This window comes from Diaphorobacter aerolatus (genome assembly GCF_014489535.1).
Lineage (GTDB): Bacteria > Pseudomonadota > Gammaproteobacteria > Burkholderiales > Burkholderiaceae_C > Diaphorobacter_A > Diaphorobacter_A aerolatus.
In genome coordinates this window covers 2,201,543-2,218,580 of record NZ_CP060783.1, presented here as the reverse complement: position 1 = coordinate 2,218,580, position 17,038 = coordinate 2,201,543, and the positions used below count along the sequence as shown (strand labels likewise).

Annotated in this window: 14 protein-coding genes and 9 pseudogenes; all 23 read right to left on the bottom strand. The window is 65.1% G+C overall.

Going from position 1 to position 17,038, the window contains the following annotated elements:
• Positions 1-68: 68 nt before the first annotated feature.
• Positions 69-152, bottom strand: a pseudogene (locus H9K75_RS24735) (arsenic metallochaperone ArsD family protein); the annotation flags it as partial.
• 3 nt (positions 153-155) lie between these two features.
• A pseudogene (locus H9K75_RS10290) lies at positions 156-652 on the bottom strand (arsenate reductase ArsC).
• Between the two features lie 9 nt (positions 653-661).
• Positions 662-1,008 (bottom strand): annotated as a pseudogene (locus H9K75_RS10285) (ArsR/SmtB family transcription factor).
• Positions 1,009-1,130: 122 nt separating this feature from the next.
• On the bottom strand, positions 1,131-3,410 hold the full coding sequence (locus H9K75_RS10280; RefSeq protein ID WP_187725695.1) for a helicase-related protein: 2,280 nt from the start codon (positions 3,408-3,410) through the stop codon (positions 1,131-1,133).
• A 114-nt stretch (positions 3,411-3,524) separates the two neighbouring features.
• A complete protein-coding gene (locus tag H9K75_RS10275) occupies positions 3,525-3,836 on the bottom strand; it encodes a hypothetical protein (protein WP_187725694.1) in 312 nt (103 codons plus the stop codon).
• A 100-nt stretch (positions 3,837-3,936) separates the two neighbouring features.
• Positions 3,937-5,057: pseudogene (locus tag H9K75_RS10270) on the bottom strand (DUF6094 domain-containing protein).
• 64 nt (positions 5,058-5,121) lie between these two features.
• Positions 5,122-5,772, bottom strand: a complete 651-nt coding sequence (locus H9K75_RS10265; protein WP_187725693.1) for a hypothetical protein — start codon at positions 5,770-5,772, stop codon at positions 5,122-5,124.
• A gap of 75 nt (positions 5,773-5,847) precedes the next feature.
• Positions 5,848-6,108 carry a hypothetical protein gene (locus H9K75_RS10260; RefSeq protein WP_187725692.1) on the bottom strand — a complete coding sequence of 87 codons (261 nt, stop codon included), beginning with the start codon at positions 6,106-6,108 and terminating at the stop codon, positions 5,848-5,850.
• Between the two features lie 16 nt (positions 6,109-6,124).
• Positions 6,125-6,532, bottom strand: coding sequence for a hypothetical protein (locus H9K75_RS10255; RefSeq protein WP_187725691.1), 408 nt, complete (start codon positions 6,530-6,532; stop codon positions 6,125-6,127).
• A 99-nt stretch (positions 6,533-6,631) separates the two neighbouring features.
• Positions 6,632-6,958, bottom strand: a complete 327-nt coding sequence (locus H9K75_RS10250) for a hypothetical protein (protein ID WP_187725690.1) — start codon at positions 6,956-6,958, stop codon at positions 6,632-6,634.
• Positions 6,959-7,052: 94 nt separating this feature from the next.
• A pseudogene (locus H9K75_RS10245) lies at positions 7,053-7,741 on the bottom strand (DUF3275 family protein).
• Positions 7,742-7,796: 55 nt separating this feature from the next.
• Positions 7,797-8,713 (bottom strand): annotated as a pseudogene (locus H9K75_RS10240) (DUF3577 domain-containing protein).
• Positions 8,710-9,466, bottom strand: a pseudogene (locus tag H9K75_RS25485) (XF1762 family protein). Before H9K75_RS25485 ends, H9K75_RS10240 begins: the two co-directional pseudogenes overlap by 4 nt.
• 148 nt (positions 9,467-9,614) lie before the next feature.
• Positions 9,615-9,967 (bottom strand): annotated as a pseudogene (locus H9K75_RS10235) (DUF3085 domain-containing protein).
• A gap of 123 nt (positions 9,968-10,090) precedes the next feature.
• A complete protein-coding gene (locus tag H9K75_RS10230; protein ID WP_187725689.1) occupies positions 10,091-10,915 on the bottom strand; it encodes a GTPase in 825 nt (274 codons plus the stop codon).
• A 289-nt stretch (positions 10,916-11,204) separates the two neighbouring features.
• Positions 11,205-11,483 carry a hypothetical protein gene (locus tag H9K75_RS10225; protein WP_003120030.1) on the bottom strand — a complete coding sequence of 93 codons (279 nt, stop codon included), beginning with the start codon at positions 11,481-11,483 and terminating at the stop codon, positions 11,205-11,207.
• 96 nt (positions 11,484-11,579) lie between these two features.
• The gene (locus H9K75_RS10220) at positions 11,580-12,317 is read right to left on the bottom strand and encodes a DUF5983 family protein (RefSeq protein ID WP_187725688.1); all 738 of its coding nucleotides are present in this window, start codon (positions 12,315-12,317) and stop codon (positions 11,580-11,582) included.
• Between the two features lie 82 nt (positions 12,318-12,399).
• Positions 12,400-12,549 carry a hypothetical protein gene (locus H9K75_RS25735; RefSeq protein ID WP_449757730.1) on the bottom strand — a complete coding sequence of 50 codons (150 nt, stop codon included), beginning with the start codon at positions 12,547-12,549 and terminating at the stop codon, positions 12,400-12,402.
• Between the two features lie 149 nt (positions 12,550-12,698).
• Positions 12,699-13,085: a hypothetical protein gene (locus H9K75_RS25730; protein WP_449757729.1), complete on the bottom strand. Its 387-nt coding sequence runs from the start codon at positions 13,083-13,085 to the stop codon at positions 12,699-12,701.
• A gap of 181 nt (positions 13,086-13,266) precedes the next feature.
• A complete protein-coding gene (locus tag H9K75_RS10210; RefSeq protein WP_003050375.1) occupies positions 13,267-13,659 on the bottom strand; it encodes a hypothetical protein in 393 nt (130 codons plus the stop codon).
• Positions 13,660-13,680: 21 nt separating this feature from the next.
• Complete coding sequence (locus H9K75_RS10205) at positions 13,681-13,902, bottom strand: hypothetical protein (RefSeq protein WP_003120032.1); 222 nt, start codon at positions 13,900-13,902, stop codon at positions 13,681-13,683.
• A 333-nt stretch (positions 13,903-14,235) separates the two neighbouring features.
• Positions 14,236-14,793 carry a hypothetical protein gene (locus H9K75_RS10200; protein WP_003050381.1) on the bottom strand — a complete coding sequence of 186 codons (558 nt, stop codon included), beginning with the start codon at positions 14,791-14,793 and terminating at the stop codon, positions 14,236-14,238.
• A gap of 243 nt (positions 14,794-15,036) precedes the next feature.
• Positions 15,037-16,645 (bottom strand): annotated as a pseudogene (locus H9K75_RS10195) (DNA cytosine methyltransferase).
• Between the last annotated feature and the right edge of the window lie 393 nt (positions 16,646-17,038).

The following is a 17,038-nucleotide window of genomic DNA, read 5'->3' as shown; positions in this document are numbered from 1 at the left end:
AGCGCCTTGGGCTGGGCGGCTTCGGGTGCCTTGATGCCAGCCCAGCGGGTCAATTCGCTGCGCTTGGGATAGCGGCCGGCCAAGGCCACCTCGCCATCGACCAGAACCAGGGGCAGCGCCTCTTGGCCCGAGCGTTCCAGAAAGCCCTTCACGGTTCACTCTTGGCCGATGTTTCGCAACTCGCGTTGCAGCGACATGGCGTCCAGGCGTTGCAGTGGCAGCGAGAGAAACAGCTCGATGCGGCGGCGCAAGGTCAGCGCGGCATCCTTGAACGCCTTGAGCCGTTGTTCTTCTGTGCCTTCGACGGCTGCCGGATCGGGCACGCCCCAATGCGCCGACACCGGCTGGCCCGGCCAAAGCGGGCAGACTTCGCCAGCGGCGTTGTCGCAGACGGTGAAAATGAAATCGAATACTGGCGCGCCTGGCGCCACAAACTCATCCCAGCTCTTGCTGCGATAACCGGTCGCCGGCATATGCAGCCGCTCCAGCGTGGCGAGCGCCAGTGGGTGGACTTCCCCTTGGGATGGCTGCCTGCCGAGTAGACCCGAAAGCGCCCCTGGCCCAGCTCGTTGAGGATGCCTTCAGCGAGGATGGAGCGGGCGGAATTGCCCGTGCAGATGAACAGTGCGTTGTATGTGGCCTCTGTGGTCATGGCGTGCTTTCAGCAGGAGGGACAGGTGGAAGGAGATTCAGTGACTTCGCATGCACCGCCCTGGCAGCAGTGTTCGGTCATGTAGCCGAGCAGGCTGTTCATCTGCGCGAAGTCGGCGCGGTAGATCAGGTGGCGCCCTTGCTGCTCGACGGTGACGAGGCCGGCGTGAGCCAATTCCTTTAGATGGAAGGACAGGGAGTTGCGGGCGACGTCGAGCTGGTCGGCCAGTACGCTGGGCGTCAACCCCTCGGGCCGACGACGACCAGGGCGCGGAAGACGCGCAGACGCTGGGTGTGGGCCAAGGCACCGAGGGCGGAAACAGCTTGATCTTCATTCATGATTCTATAATACAACATTTATCGAATTAAAAGTAAATGCCCATCCGAAAAGCCGCAGCCCGCCCACGAAGAACGCGGACGGGGCTGCAAGGTGGGAAGAACAGAAAGCCGGCGGCGCTAGGCCGGCGATGGCGTGGGGATCAGGCGGTGACCAATTGCCGGGCCAGTGCGACCTCGACGGAATCACCGTCCTGGTTCAGGACATCGAGCCCGGATTCGGGCACGTCGCCCGAGGTGGACTGCGAGACCATGATCTTCTTGGCCATCAGCTCCAGGCAGGTCATCTGCGAAGTAGCCGCGTAGCCGAGATAGATCACGCGCACCGGCTGTTTCTGCCCGATGCGCCAGGAGCGGCGTGCCGCCTGTTGGAGCGAGTACACGTTGTAGCCACTTTGCATGAACACAATCGTCGGGAACTCCAACAGATCCAGTCCCGTCTTGACCAACTCGGGATTGGTGATGAGCACGTCGATGCCACGGTCCAGTTGCTCGGCAATCCAGTCCTCGCGGCGGCTGGCATCCACGCTTGCGCGCAGCACCGCCACCCGAAAACCTTCCTGCTCCAGCAGTACCTTCAGGCGCGACGTGGTGTCGCGCGTGCCGGTATAGACCGTGTAGGCCAGGACCTTGCGCCCCTGTGCCTTCTCTGCCTTGCAGATGTCGATCAGTTCACGCTCCTTGGGGCTGATCTCGAACTCATTGAACTGAGCCGGGACGAACGCCAAGGTGTTGCGCGTGCGCGGATGCACCACGGTCTCCGACCGGAAGCAGCAATCCGGCCAGGCCAGCAGCACGTTGAGGACCACGCCCAGCAGCGTCGTGTCGCGTCGCGCCAGAGCCTGTTTCAGCTCCGCGGTCAGCCGACCCGCCAGATCGCGGTAGGCCGCGGCTTGCGCCGTGTCCATCGCGACTTCGCGGAACTCTTCGTCATACGGCGGCAGGACGTTGCCACCGATGTCCTTGAGCTTGAGGAAGATCGTGAACGGCAGGATGCAGCGCAGGACACCCTTGGGGCCAAAGCCCGGAGCCTTGACCGTGCGCACCGATACTTTGGTGCCCTTGGCCGTCTTGTGCGCCGGGCCGGTGCTCTCGGAATAGATGTCCTTCAGGACACCGTGATCACGCATGAACGCCATCGCCGCCGAGGTCATACTGCCGCTCGTGGTCGGGCGGTAGCCGTCTTCGATCATCCGTCCAGGCAGTGCCCGGAACAGCAGGTAGAACAGATCATCGCCGTAGCCGCCCATCAGCGTGCCGGTCAGCAGCAAGGTCTTGCGAGCCTTCGCCGCCAGCACGCCCATGGCCTGGCCCTGGGCACTGCCACCGTTCTTGTACTCGTGCGCCTCGTCGGCGATAAGCAGGTCGAACGTGCCTTGCGGCAGGTATCTCTTGATGAATTCCGAGGGTTGGTAGCCGCCCTCGCCAAAGCCGAACTCCATGTTGGCCATCGCACGTTCCATGCGCGTGGCCTGACGGTCGGAAAACACCAGTTCGCCGTTACTGTCCATGAGGTTGATGAACTCATGGATGTTGTCGCCCAGCATCGAGGCCAGGAAGCCGTCACCGAACTTCTGCATCAGCTTCTGCGCTGTGACTTCCCCGATGGTCGGGATGCGCTTCAAGGCTTTGAGGACGACCGAAGACTGGTCACTGCCGGACAGACTACGCGGGCGGATCAGCGTCCACAGGGGTGCGGCGCAATGGCTGCACTTCCTGCGTGACTCCTCGGCTTCGAGCGCGACCGGGTTGACCGGTTCGCCGTCGAGGTCGGTGATGACCGTGCCGCAGTCTGGGCACGCTGCCACGTCGCCGTGGCGGGTGCGCCGCGTGGTGAAGACAGGCTTCCAATGGAACCCCATCCGCATCCGCACGCGGCCCAGGACAAAGAACTCCTGGCCCGTGGGCTGCACACCCAACTGCTCGCGCAGCTTGATGAGCTTGACCAAGGTGTCCGGGCCGTTGAGGACCCAGACCTTGGCGCCCGCCACCGTCTCCTGGATCTCGCGCCGCCATTTGTAGACCAGGTGGGGTGGCGAAAGCACCAGGGTGCGGCGGTAGCCTTCGGCGTTGAGCACGGCAGCCGTGGCGATGCCGACGGTCGTCTTGCCGCAACCCATTTCGCCATTGACGATCGCAGCGCGTTCGCCTTGATCGACCAGCAGCTCGGCGGCGGCATGAACAACTTCGGCCTGGGCCTGGAACAGCTTGCGCTTGAGGCTGGCGACGATGAGTTGCCGGTGCGCCTGGGGCTGGCCGGTATAGACCGGCGGGTTGGCGCGGTTCAGCGAATCGAGCAATTCGTCGCCGAACTCGCCGACGAAATCCTGAAGGCTCAGGGTCAGAGGGGAAGATTCCGCGTCGAGCAGCTCGCCCTGTACGGGCGTGGTATCGGCGGCGGTGGTATCGAGATCGAGGGACATGGTGATGCTCCAAAGTAGTGGGACATGCACCACCCCCAGAGGGGCGATGACATGCCCCGTGGTGGGAGAAAGGAATGACACGCGGCGGCAAATGGCCGTCGTGCGTGGTGTGGATCAGTACTCGCTGGGCAGCAGCAGCGTGGTGACGCTGCGATCCCATTCGGTGATGATCCAAAGCTTCAGGCCGAGTGTGACCTTGTAGGAAGAAAACAGACGATCCTCGCCGGACTTCAGCGCGGCATCGTTCTGCCGCTTGTCACTGTCGTCGAGGTCGCCCCAGTCGCCGCTGAGGTGGCGGCGCAGGAACGGAATCGGGTTGAGCAGACCCTGTTCGACCAGGGCGTCAACCCCGCAGGTCATGACCACCTGGCCGGGCGTGAAACGCAGGCTCGATGTCTGGTTGATAGAAAGTACTTGGGCTGCCATGGAAGGCTCCTTGAGATGGAAGGGCCACGGCACCCCATCGGGCGGCTGGACCCTGTGGGTGGAAGAAGGCGACGGCGAACCGTCGGCGGAAGAAACGCAATCAACGGATGGTCAACACCTCGCCCCGTGTCACGGAGTCAGGCGTCATGTCCCATGCGCGGATGACGGGAACGAACCGGTCGGTAAGGATGCGGGTCTCGGCGATGGAGCCGTCGTCGCGCTCGGTGAACTCCTTCTGCAGGGATTTCTCCTTGTGGGTGTCCCTTTGACGACGAGCAGGCGCCCGGTCTTGGAACGCACAACCCCCGAGATCGCGCCCGCGGCCAAGGCCAAGGCGAGATGCCAGTGGGACAAGGCCCGCGCCGGTGGACGCAACGACTGCTGCGCGGCCCCCAGGTGCGTGTCCAGCGACGGCCAGAGGCCTTGCAGCCGGCCGACCTCGTCGGCGAACTGCTCGGGCTCCATCGTCACGCGGAAAAAATGCTCCGGCTCGGCCGGACTGGCGGGGACGATGTACGGCAGGAACGGCCAATCGCTCGGCAGTTCCTCGGCTTCAGCGTCGCCTTGCCCGATCTGCAACAGCAGCGCGCGCGTGGCTTTGACCGAATCCACAGCCTGGTCGCGCTGGCGCACCCTCCGACCGAAGATCACCACTTGCTTGAACTGCGTTTCCACCGCTCGGTAGATGCGCAGATCGGTGTAGTGGCGCGTCAGCCAGCCGACCAGGTCCGCGTCGAGCACGTAACCGGGAACGATGAAGACCAGCACGCCGCCGTATTGCAGCAACGGCAGGGTGCGCTGATAGAACAGCTTTTCGAGGCGGGCACGGCCCTGGCCCTGGTAGCCGATGTTGCCGTTGACGTCCTTGGACAGGTCGCCATACGGCGGGTTGAGCCAGAGCAGCCCGAACGACTGCTTGGAGATCATCGTGTCCATCAGGTCCGCGTGCAGGCAGTGATCGACCAGTCCACGGGCATGGCGTGCCCGTTCCACATCGAACTCGACAGCGAACGCCTTGGCCTGCTCGCGCCCGAGGGCGTGGGCGGCTTCGGCGATCGCCACGCCTTCGCCGGCGCAGGGATCAAGGATGCACATCGGCCCATTGGATTCAGGCGCACTGGACATCAGTGCATTGAGGGCTCTTTCAAGCGTGGGTTCGTCGGTCGGGAAGTACCCGTTTTTCACGAAATTGCGGGCGAGCCGCGGGAACATGAGGGCCATGGAAGTCTCCTGGTTGGCGGGGATGAATGACGGAAGCACGCCAAGGCATGCCTCCGCGGGTGGGTCAAACCGCTACCGCTACCGGCGTCCAGATCTTGGCCGGATAGGGATAGGCGGTGAGCACGTCACTGCGGATCAGGGAACCCAGCGCCAGGGTCAACGCCGGCACGTCGATGGCAAGCCGATGGCCTTCCAGCTGCCCGAGGGCGAACGGAAGGCGGGCCAGCATTTCGCGCGTTTGCAGCAGTTCCAGCACGGTCTCGCGCCAGTGGTCGAGCAGCGGCAACGGGCAGGTGTCCCGCACCAGCATCCACAGGCGGTCAAGCCGGTGGGCGCTGCCCTGTGGCAGCAATGCCAGTGCGCTGGCGTTGGCCTTGTCGGGCCTGACGCAGCGCCGGTCGAACAGCCACACGTTGGACAGCGAACCAAACAGCGTTCGCCGGTAGGCGCGCGTGATGCGCTTTTCCAGGCGATCGACGTTGCCGATGAACACCGGGACGCTGCCGCCCTGATCGGTGATGACGTGGAACTGCTCCAGTCCCTGCTCGTCGCGCCCGAGGGTCAGGCGAGCAAGGAACTGCTGGACGGCGGTGTCGCGCGCCCAGATGGACAGGAAGATTAGGTTGCCCTGGTCATCGCCGACGCAAGCGTCGGCCATCACGTCCGGGCATTCGTCGATACGGTACAGCGTGGAGGAAGAAGTGTTGGCGGGCATGGTGGTGTCCTCGGATGAACGGGAGCAGCACCGCCCCTCGGGCATGTACTGCCCCAGGGGGTGGAAGAAAACCGCTCAGTCCGGCTCGAACTGCCGGGTGTGCGGGTTGAAGTGAAGCGCTTCGTCTGCCGAGGTGATCGGCGTGAAGCCGTCCAGGTAGAGGTTGTTGAGGTACTGTTCGCGGTAGGTCAGCGCCTGCCGTGCCTGTTCCTCGGTGAGGCCGTTGCTGATGAAGTACTCCAGCATCTCCTCGCCGGAGGACACTTCGTTGTTGGACAAACTTCCTTCAACGAGTGCCAGTAGCGAGGGTGAGAGCGCAGCCAGGATGGGGTCCATGTCGGTTCCTCCTGGTTCAGACCATCAGCATCGCGGCGGGAGCCGTGACAGCCGTGGGTGTGCGCCGCCGTGCGTGGTAGGCGCGAACGCCTGCACGCCATTCGGCGGACTGCTCCGGTGCGAGGTCCAGATAGGACAGCGGGCACGAGTAGTAGTACGGGTGCATGGACTCTTCCAGCGGCTTGTAGCCCCACTGGTTGCCGCTGCGCTCAAGCAGATCGCAGCGGATGTAGCGCAGGGACTGGCCCGGCGCGAGATTACAATGCACACCCTCGACCTTGGCGATCATTTCGACCACGGACCACAGCACGTTGCCGCGTAATGCGCGAGCGATGACCTTCGCGCTGATGCGCTCGGTCTCCTGCGGTGCGATCAGTTCTGCGATCAGTTCAGACCGCGATTGATGGGAGAAATACCAGCCCATGAGAGGCCTCCTGGGAAAGTTGAGTCGGAGGCCCCCATAGGGGGAGAACCCCGACGGGTGGTGAAAAGCCGCGCAAGCGGCGATGACGTGTGTCGGACCTCAGTAGTCCGAATCGCAACCAGCCGGGCAATAACCCAGCTCGATTCCGTGCGAGCAATAGCCGTGTTCAGCGTTCCAGTCCTGGGTTTCCTGCCTTTCGGCCGGTGTGGCGTAGTCCCATTCCTGTGCGATCTGCAGGGCCTGTGCGCGCTGCTCTTCGGGCAATCGACCAACTTGCGCGTCGATCGCCGAACTGAAGCGTTCTACGTAGTAGTCGTGAGACAGTTCGCAACCCTTGGTGGCTTGTGCGGCTGCCGTCTCGCAGAGAGCCCGCCACGCGGATTCATCCAGCGCAGAACGAGGTGTATCGCAAGCGATGGTGGACATGATGGAGACCTCCAGAAAGGTGCCGGGGCCTCCCCCGCATGGGGAAGGAACCCCGGCGGTTGGATGAAGAACACCGCGGATGCGGCGTTCGCGATCACGCAGATTGCAGTTCGGCCTGGCGGCTCCACTCCTGCGTCTTGAAGTCCAGCGCGTAGCCCAGCTCGCCCAGACGGGCGATCTGCGCGCGCAGGGTGCGGCGGTCGATGGTCGAGTCCAGCTTCACGGACTCGCCCAGCGGCCACAGGATGCCGAACAGCGCGGCGTTGCCATCTTCGGTGCTGCCGGAGGCAGCGGTCGCAGCGGGCGGCGGCGCATCCACACCGAACGGCGTGGTATCGACCAACGGGTCTGCCGAGGCCTGCACAGGGCAGGTTTGGCGGGCCTGGATGCCTTGGTGGGTTTGGCCGGCGTTGCCGCAGGCTGTGTGCCCAGCTCTTCATCGAGCGGATCGACGTCCGGGACGGCGAAGCTGCGAGCTTCGTCCCGGCTCAGTTTGTCGATGCCCGAGAGCGTCATCCCGTCCAGGCTGGCGCGGATCTCGAACCGCATGCCGCCGCCGACCGGGTAGGACTTCGGGAAGATGTAGCGGATGATGAATTCCCCGTCGTACTTGCCTTCGGGGTACTGTTCCAGCTCCGGGTCCTTGACCTCGAACACACCGAGGTGCGTGGTGAGGCGGCCGACCGTGAACGGGCCGTTGCGACCGCGGATGGTGCGCAGCGTGAGCTGGCCCGGGACAACGATGGGCGCGACCGATTTCACGGGCGCCGATGTGACTGCCATGATGGTTCTCCTTGTGAATGGGAGGAACGGCAAGGCCCGTGAGGGCCATGCCGGATCAGAACGAAGCAGCCAATGCCGGCTCCTGCTCTTCGACTTCACCTTCCGGCTCGCGCTCGGCGGGCTCGTCAGGCTGCCCGGCAGCGGGGTCGGCGGCGTCCTCGGCTTCGGGCGCGGGCGCGTCCTGGGCCGGCGACGCCTCGGCTTGCGCCTGGCTCGTCGGATAAACCTGGGTGCCGTCGATCTTGATCAAACTGATGTGGATCAGCGTCGATTCCAGGCTCGCTCCCGGTTCCCCGGCGCGCTCGCCCTTGGTGCGGATGTACGGATCGACCTTCATGTCGTTCAACCTGAAGCCGATCAGCACCTTGCGGTCCCCTTCGATGGCCTGGACGCACCGGCGAACCAGGTGCTCGGCCTCGGGGTGGCGACGATGGTGTCGAAGTACCGATATTCCGGCTCACCGACAGGCCCGGTCAGTGCGGCGACCGTGCATGCGAGGAACGCATCACCGTCCGGGGGACTGACGTCCTTCGGGCGGCTGAGGTAGCCGATGCCACGGGTGATCAACTCGTGCTGCTTGGTTGAAGCCAGTTCGGCCCGGTCGATCAGCTCGGCCTTGAGCAGTCGCGCCTTGAGGCTGGCGGCCGGCTTGCCGGCGTGCTCGCCTTTGTCACGGATGTACGCATCGCCCCAGAGGTCGCCGAGGCGGAAGCGCACCAGCGGGCGCTGCTTGGGATCGTCAACGCCGATGTAGCGCTGAACGAGCTTCTTGGCCTCGGCACCCGAGACCTTGACGTCGAAGTAGCGGTAGCTGGGGTCCCTGGCGGGACCGACCAGCGCGGCGATGGTGCAAGCCAGGAACGGCTGCGCACGGCGGCCGCCCCGGACGGGCACTTCACGGACACGCTGGACGTAGCCGATGCCCGAGGTGTGGAGGTCGAAATACGATTTCTCGTTGGACGTGGTGTTCATGGTGAATCTCCATTGGGATGAAGCGGAGACACACCGGCCCACGCATGCGGGGAAGGTGCGTAACCCCGCGGTGGGTTGATAAGGCGAAAGCATCCGCCACCAGAGGCTGGTGGCCGCTCGCGGATGGATGCGGTGCGAGCTGGCTCGGTCACGCAGTGGGAACTGCGCCGCAACCTCGAAGACCGATGGTCGCCTGGCATGTCGCTGACAACGTCAGCAGGCATGGGGTCAGCATGGCCGGGCCTTGCGTGCGCGGCAGCAATCAATCGGCATCCGGGCGCTTCCCTTTGTCCTCGCCGCCGGGCGCCTGCCACGGGCACTTGGGCCGCGCAGGTGCTCGGGGTATCGGCGCGCGGCCGGCCGGGACGGCTCCAGGCGCCGCCGCCGCGCGCGCCGACCAGCCGCCAGCCGGCGGCGCGCAGGCTGGCGCCACCTTTGTCGGACAAGGTGTAGGTGATCAGGCGGATGTAGCCCAGCGCCCTTGCCACCTTCCAGGCCGCGCCGTAGAGCTTGCTGCAGGCGTTGGGTGCGCCGTCGGTGCACAGCCGTGTGACTTCCAGCGTCCAGCTGACGCGCGACCGGCCGGCCGACGATGGCCACGCCGCGGATCAGGTCGCTGTCGACCAGCGTGACGGCCAGGGCGAACTTCGCAGCCTGGACCGGACGGTGATGGTGTGCCGGCACGAAGACGTTGGCCGTGCGCAGCGACACCGGCAGCAGGTGCAGCCTCGGCGAGGTCGATGATGTGTTCATGCGGTCGTCTCCGGTGGCATGCCGGCGCTGTGGCCCGCGGGGCGTGCCTTGGCGGCTGGAGACGAACGCGCATGCGCGGCGATGGCCGTGGTGCGAACAAAAGAAAGCCCCGGTGCGGGGCTGCGAGGGCTGCGCGGCGGTTGCCGCTTCAGGCGGGAGGCACCACGGCCAAGGACAGGTGCGTGGCGGTGGCGGACAGCACGAGATCGTCCGCCGAGTGCAGGAGGCGCGTGAACAGGCCGTCCTTCGGGTCGAAATACTCCGCAAAATCGTCGCCGCCCAGCTCGCGGCCGGCGAGGTGCCACCAGTCATCGAACGGGTCGGTGTCCGGGTTGCAGCCGACGGCGTAGGCGAGCAGTTGCTGGCGTCCATCCGGGCGACGCTCCCCACGCTCGGCGAGGAAGTACACGCCCTGGTCCTTGACCAGGACGATGCGGCACTGATTGGCGATGGCTTCGGTCAGCACGGGCGCAGGTCGGCGCCTTTGAATCGCAGTGACATGGATGAAATCTCCTGTGTAAAAAAAGAGAAAGGCCCTCCACCCGATGGGATGAAGGGCCTGTAGGGCACGCGGCAGGAATGGCTGGAACGCCGTGGCGGGTGCCTCGGGTCAGCCGAGGGGCGTCATGCCGGGACGGCTTGGCGCTTACGGGCCGCCTTCGCGTCGAGGATGCTCACGTCGATCTGGCGCCAGCGCCCGTCGTCGATGAGCCGCTCCAGCACTTCGCCGAGCATGTCGAAATACACCTCGTCGTGCCGATCGACCAGTTCGACCGATTCACCGTTCTGACGGTGCAGTTCCACCACGTAGGTGTCTCCGCCGCGGTCGTAGAGGATCGTCACCCGGCCCTCGAACTTCGCGGTCGAGACCGTGAAGCTGATCGCCGGCGGGGTCTCGATGATCTTGGAGGGCATGGGATCGACCCAGGTGAAGTCGCGGGCACCGGCATCCACCAGCATGTGGGTGATGCGCCGGAAGCGATCGGGGGCCGGCATCTCTTCCAACTGCTCGATGAGCTGGCCCAACTCCATGCACTGCGGCGTGGGAATGGGCAGCTTGGCCGGCGCCGAGCCGAGGATGTGCCTCGTGATGGTGTACGGCGTGCCATCCGAAGTCTTCTCGGTGATGACCTCCGGCGTGTCCGCGCGCAGTCCGTCGAATCGACGACGGGCATAGGGTTGGACATGCACCTTGGCGCCCTCGGCAGGAACCGTGGTCACCAGGCTGGGATCGAGCACCGCGAACTCGGAAGGCTTGAGCTTGACGACGATGGCATCGTCGGTCGCGGCGACCACCTTGCCGTCGAAGGGTTGGGGGTCGATGGCAAAGCCCAGCATTGAGGACAGCGGCTGATCATCGAACACGTGGTACTTGAACGATCGCACGTTGCGGGGCACATGGGCTGCGACCAGCGAAGGCATCATGGATTTGATGAGGGAACGGTCCATGGGGAAACTCCTTGAGGAAAAACAAGGGATTCCCGCCCGCAAGGGAGAGGTCCCTTGTGGGTGGCGTGGATGGACGCGGTAGGTCCGTAGGAAGAAACGACCAGCACGGTTTCCCGCGCTTGCAGCCTCGAAGGTCTCGACTGCCTGGGCATGTGCCGGCAACGCCGACGAACATGGAAGCAAGGATGCCTTCCGGAATGGGCGACCTGCCCGCAGGAAAGCGCACCGAGCCGCGCCCGCTTTCCGGCGCCGCGGGCAAGAAACAGCCCCTCGGAAGGGGCTGGTTGGGTCAGGCTTCGTACACGAAGTAGTGCTCGCGCTGACGCGGGAAGAAGACATGTTTCCATGCATCGCCGCTGGTATTGCCACCGTCGAAGACGACCATGTCGTAGTCGTCAATGTCGGTGTTCATTAGGTCGGCGCTGGCGATATGGCGCATGTGCAGGGCGCCACGCATGCGCTCGAATACCAGGATCTGGCCGATGGCATCGTCCTGGCTCATGGCGTTGACGCAGGCTCCAAGCTGGTGCTCGAAGTCGGATGCGGGTGTGATGAGGTCGGGGAACATGGGATCGCTCCTGTGAAAGTGCGCCGGCCCGGCTCCCTGGCGGGAGACGGGCCGGCATGCGGTGAGGACAAGGAAGGCCGGGGATGTGTGTGGCAGCTATTCGCCGGCCAGCGGGAGGCCCAGCAACACGGGTGCGTCGGCATCGAGGATGAGGATGCGCACGTCGGCCTGGCCGGCCAGTGCAAGGATCTGTGCCAGGTCGTCCGGCATGCCCTTGCTGCAGTGCTCCTGCCGAAGCTGCTCGGCGGAGATCTCCTCGACGTCCTGCAGGTGCTGGTCCGTCCAGGGCGTGGAAATCAGCTTGACGCCGATCGCCGGGCTGTAGGGAACCCGGAACGCAACGAACAAAAAGGCTTCCGCCGTCGCGAGGTCAGCCAGGTTGGCCAGGTACTGGCCGGTTTCGTGGCTGATGTGCGCGCTGCTGATTTCCCAGCACCGGCTGTAGTAGCCGGTCTCGAAGCTCAACCGCTGCACGACTTCCCGTGCGGCCTCGGCCGAATAGGTGTCGCCAATGTGGACGGGGCGGCCGTCGAAGTCGTCGCCGTGGATCGCGTACACCACGGCACCCACCACGCCTTCGCCGCTGACCCCTTCAGCCGCGTCGCATTCGGCGATCAGTGCGGCGCCGACAGGTTCGGTGCCAGTCCTGACCACCGCGAAGTCGCTGGTGACGATGCAGGGAGAAGAAACCAGCGCCGCGTCGCAGAGGTGCTGCTGGCTCGGGTGGATGTTTCGCCAGACATGCGGGCTTCCGTCCTCGTGGCTGATGGACAGCGTGCGGACGATTTTCAGATTCCAGTAGCCGCGTAGAAAGGGATTGGGATTCTGGGACATGGGATTTCTCCAACAGAATAATGATGGAGCCAATCCCGCCACCGGGAATTGACCCCGGTGGGTGGAAAGAAAGGAAACAGCGTCAGGTGATGCTGATCGTTGGCGTTTGGGCCAATCGCTCGGCGACGCGCCGGCGCAAATTCATGCGGAATGGCTCGTCGCTGACGCCCGCCAGCAGATTGATGGTCTTCAGCGCGAGCAGGGCCGAAGCCTCTTCGATGTCGGCGGCCACAATGGCCTTGCGCAATTGGTCGCCGAGCTGGAGGGCCTGGGAGGAGGAGCTGATGACGCGAACCGCGCGGCTCAGGTAGCAGCCGTTGCCGCCGAACTCGAACAGCCGCGGCTTGCTGCAATACCAGCATCCCTCAAACTGGATGGCGGTCAGGTTGTGGCCGTCATCGAACCGGGGGCGATCAGAAACAACGCATCGAGATCGGCGGTGCCCTCGAACGAATGACGCTCGATCAAGTTCGCCAGCTCGTCGTCCTCATCAGCACCGAAGTGCACGGCGAGCAATTCGAGCAGCGGCGGGATCGACAACCCTTCGTCGTCCGGCATCGGAATGCCGAGTTGCGTGGCAAAGTCTTCCAGGCCATCGAGCACGTCCGGCCATTGCGGATTGGTGGTCTCGGCGATCTGGGCGATGTAGGCCTGCCCGTTGCCGGGGTGGCTCTCGTCCAGCGCGAAGGTGCCGAACAGCGCCTGGATGACGGGCGTCACTCGGTCGAGCACGAGAGCGCCGGTGGCTTCGTAGTAGTTGTTGGCCATGAAGGCTCCTTTCGATGAATGAACGGAGCCAGCCCTTGCGGACGATGGCATCCGCAGAGTAACCGCCTGATGCCGGATGGCACTGGGCGGGGAGAAAATGCGAGGGACATGGCCTCGGACGAGGCGCATGTCCCTCATGGGGTCGCGTGAACGCAGTGATGAAGATGTGCCAGGGACCGGCTCACCAACCGCTGTAGTTCAGCAGCAGGTCGGCGATCACCTGGCGACGAGGCAGATCGAGGCCGTCGAAGTCCGACAACCCGTTGAAGTGGCAGCGCTTGAGCATGGCACCGCCCTCGCGCGCGTTGTAGAAGCTGACCATCGCGGACAGGAACATGCGTTCCCCGCTGCTCAGGACGCCGAGGGCATCGTTGAGGCGCAGCATGTCGGGACGCAGATCCCACTTGCTCTTGGCCTGGTTCAGACCTTCACGGGTGCCATCGCCAAACCATTGCGGGCCGGCGATCTCGACACCACGCTTCCATGCCTCGAAAAAGGCTTGGGGCGCGGCGCTGAAATGCCGTTCTTCCCGAACGATCTGATCGACGACTTCCTGCGGCAGTAGCTGGTTCATGACGTGATTCCTCCAGTTGGATCAGGGAATGGCGAGCTGGGACCAGCCGCCTCTTTCGAGGGCACGTTGAGCCGCGGCATGGCTGCGGAAGTACTCACGAGATTCCCGCGAGACGGGACCTTCGGTATCGCGCGTGCCGATGTAGTGGCCGGCGGCGCTGTGCAGGACTTCGAGCGGCAGGAACTTGCCGCAGTAGGTCAAGGCCAATTGACCGAATCGGCCGAAAGAGGCTTGCTGGGACATGGATGGGCTCCTTGGAAAAGCGGGGCCCTGTCCCTCACGGGATGGCAGCTCCCGCACGCGGTTGAAAAAAAGCATCAGCGTCTTGGGAACGCGCGTCCGCGCAATGGATGCGATGCGGACTGGTGGGTTGGGCGGAGAGAACCCCGCGGCAGCCTGAAACCCTGGCTGCTGGCATGTGCTGACGAATCAGCGAACATGCGAGCAGCTTCGTGAGGGTGCCGCGCCACGTCAGTTGGAAATCGGCATCTGGTCCAGCCCCGATTGATGTGCGCAGGGACAAAGAAAAGCCCCGCAACGAGTGCGGGGCGGTCATGACGGTGCGGTGAGGCTGGATCAGCGGGGCTTGTCGCCCAGGACATGCTGCTTCCAGATGGCGAATGCCTCGTCCGCTGGCAGCTCGGCCAGGATGACGATGGGCTGGTCCTGTCGGCTGCGCAGCTTTGCGAAATATGCCGCGCGGTCGGCAATGGCCTTGAGCTTGATGCCCTTGAGGAACAGCAGCCGGCCGTCCTTGATGAACAGCACCTTGTTGCCGATGTCGCGGTTGAACGCGGTGCGCAGCTTGCGCTCTGCGTGCATGGCATCGGCCAACTGGTCCACGAGGAAGTCGAGCGTCATGTCGATGAGAAGTGGCTCGTCGTCCTCGCGTTCGACGTCGAGCGATGCCGGCGGCAGGCTCTTGGCAAATTCCTCGGCTTGGGCCAGCAGCGCGGCCTGGCCTTGCAACGCGCGCACGAACGTCGAGCCGCCGTGTCCGTCATTGCGGGCTTCGGCGATGGGCCTGCCGTCGAACATGACGGTGGCGGTGAAGCACAGCGTTTCCTCGCTCGCGAAATCCGCGACCTTGAGGTTCTTGAGCGTGATGCGGTCTTGTCGGGTGATGGTGTCCATGGAAAGTCCTGATATCGACCGGGTTGACGACACGCCCCTGACGGGACGCGGCATACATCCCGTGGGTTGGAGGAAGGTGGCATCGATGCCCGGTGGGCAGCGTTCGCCGGTGAGATGCCGGGGCGAACTGGCGGGTGGCGTGGGAGGAACCCACGGCAGCCTTGACACCCTGGCTGCTGGCTGTTGCCGATGCGTCGGCAATGCAGGAGGAAGGATCGCGCGGCCCGCCGGCCGCGTCGTGCATCAATCCGTAGCGCTCGATCCCGTCTTGTGCAGGCATTGCACCAGCCGCTGGCCCAGCCACGCGACGCACGGCACGGCCATGGAGTTGCCGATCGCCTTGTAGCGCGGCGCGTCGGCGGCGGGCTTACCGCGGTACGGGACCAGCGTGTAGTCGTCGGGCATGCCTTGAAGCCGCTCGCATTCGACCGGCATCAGCCGACGCACCCGCCACTGCGACCAGTCGCCCGGACCGGGGTTATTCCAGTCGTAGCGGAAATGTGCCTCGAAGTCCGGTGCCAGCACATGGGGCTTGTCGGCACCGCCGCCGCTGGTGCGCAGCGCGGTCGAGACGCCATCGCCCAGTTCAGCGGCCAGGCCTTCGGTGCGACCGCGCAGCGCCACGCCGATCACCATCGGCCGGCCTTGGCCCGGCTTGCCGCCACCCGTGGAGAGCGTCCCGGCAAGCTGGCCGTGGCCGGATTCCAGCCGCAGCTCGCCGCGCGAGTTCTGCGCGAACGCGATGGCCGGCACCACGCCGGCGTTCGCGTGGCTGAGGCGATGTCCGCCGGCACGCAGCGTCGGTGCATGGTTCGTCGTCGCATCCGCCCGCAGCCCTGTGCGGTGAAGGCAATGATCGGCACACCCTTGCCGGTGCCGTCCTCGCTGCAGCCCTTGCCGCCGTTGGCGGTGCTGAGCGTGTGGCTGATGCTGCCCGCGATGGACTGCGCCACGAAGGTCTCGACCTCGAAGTCGTTCTTCGGGCCGGGCGCCGCGGTCAGCAGGCCGCGACGTCGATGGGTCCTGCGGTGTTGCCCCCGCCGAATCCGAACGTCACCGTGGCCTTGCCGTAGGGCTGCTTCAGTCCTGCATATCCCGAGTACCCGCCTGCTGCCGCAGCGCCCGATCCAGCAGCGCCGGCAGCGTCTTGCCACGGCGCGAAGCCCGGCGAAGAATCCCCGCGCAGGCCTGGGCGCTCAAAAAGTACCTCGGCGGGATCGACGCCACCTCCACCACTTGCCACAAGAAACACGCGACGGCGCCGTTGGGCGACGCCGAAATATTGAGCATCGAGCAAGCGCCAGGCGATGCGGCGCCGGGGTCCAGACACACAACCTGCGTGCGCCCATTTTTGCCCTGGCGGTTCGAGCGCACGGCTTTCGCCGGCCAGTGCTCCCAGGAAGTGTCCGAAGGCGTTGCTGCGGTCGCTGAGGACGCCGGGGACGTTTTCCCAGACGAGCGTTGCCGGCGGGCGGCGGTCTTGGCGGCGGGTTTGGTCGATGGCATTTGCAAGCTCCACATAGGCAAGGGTCAGGGCGCCGCGCGGGTCAGCCAGGCCACGGCGGGCGCCGGCCACGCTGAACGACTGGCACGGCGTGCCGCCGACCAGGAGGTCTGGCGCGGGCACGGTGCCGGCGCGGACCTGGCGGGCGATCGTGGTCATGTCGCCCAGGTTGGGCACGCGGGGGTAACGGTGGGCGAGCACGGCGCTCGGGAACGGCTCGATCTCGGCGAACCACGCGGCTTCGAGGCCGAGCGGTTGCCAAGCGAGGCTCACGGCCTCGATGCCGCTGCAGACGCTGCCGTAGAGCAGCGGCGTGTTGCGCGGCGGTGCGCAAAGTTTCGGGTGCATGTCGGTCTCCTGTTCGTATGGCGCAGGGCCATCGCCCTGGCCGGGGAGTTGAAAGGCAGGAGAAAGGCGCCGAAGGCCCCAGGGGTCTTCGGCTCGGGAGGAAAGAAGAACCACCCGTGGGCTGATTGGCAGGCCCGGTCGTCGCTAGAACCGTCTGCTCATCCAGCAATCACACCCGGCCCATGTCGTGGCTGGGGCCGGCATCGTCTGGCGCACATCCGCGCACAAAGGGAGCCCGTTTTTGCGCCGGCGGGCACCGGCACCGAATACCGCTGACCACGAAGGGTCTCCGGGTGGCTCGCACAGGCAAGCCATCGGGGGACCCTTCGCAGCGTGCGGAAGAGATGCGGACGGGGAGAACGCGCGGGGTGCGGTTCGCGGAGAAGCTACCTT

Bases quoted from the DNA above. Each gene is read 5' to 3' on its own strand.
- H9K75_RS10280 (WP_187725695.1), bottom strand. From the start codon at position 3,410: ATGTCCCTCGATCTCGATACCACCGCCGCCGATACCACGCCCGTACAG.
- H9K75_RS10275 (WP_187725694.1), bottom strand. From the start codon at position 3,836: ATGGCAGCCCAAGTACTTTCTATCAACCAGACATCGAGCCTGCGTTTC.
- H9K75_RS10265 (WP_187725693.1), bottom strand. From the start codon at position 5,772: ATGCCCGCCAACACTTCTTCCTCCACGCTGTACCGTATCGACGAATGC.
- H9K75_RS10260 (WP_187725692.1), bottom strand. From the start codon at position 6,108: ATGGACCCCATCCTGGCTGCGCTCTCACCCTCGCTACTGGCACTCGTT.
- H9K75_RS10255 (WP_187725691.1), bottom strand. From the start codon at position 6,532: ATGGGCTGGTATTTCTCCCATCAATCGCGGTCTGAACTGATCGCAGAA.
- H9K75_RS10250 (WP_187725690.1), bottom strand. From the start codon at position 6,958: ATGTCCACCATCGCTTGCGATACACCTCGTTCTGCGCTGGATGAATCC.
- H9K75_RS10230 (WP_187725689.1), bottom strand. From the start codon at position 10,915: ATGGACCGTTCCCTCATCAAATCCATGATGCCTTCGCTGGTCGCAGCC.
- H9K75_RS10225 (WP_003120030.1), bottom strand. From the start codon at position 11,483: ATGTTCCCCGACCTCATCACACCCGCATCCGACTTCGAGCACCAGCTT.
- H9K75_RS10220 (WP_187725688.1), bottom strand. From the start codon at position 12,317: ATGTCCCAGAATCCCAATCCCTTTCTACGCGGCTACTGGAATCTGAAA.
- H9K75_RS25730 (WP_449757729.1), bottom strand. From the start codon at position 13,085: ATGGCCAACAACTACTACGAAGCCACCGGCGCTCTCGTGCTCGACCGA.
- H9K75_RS10210 (WP_003050375.1), bottom strand. From the start codon at position 13,659: ATGAACCAGCTACTGCCGCAGGAAGTCGTCGATCAGATCGTTCGGGAA.
- H9K75_RS10205 (WP_003120032.1), bottom strand. From the start codon at position 13,902: ATGTCCCAGCAAGCCTCTTTCGGCCGATTCGGTCAATTGGCCTTGACC.
- H9K75_RS10200 (WP_003050381.1), bottom strand. From the start codon at position 14,793: ATGGACACCATCACCCGACAAGACCGCATCACGCTCAAGAACCTCAAG.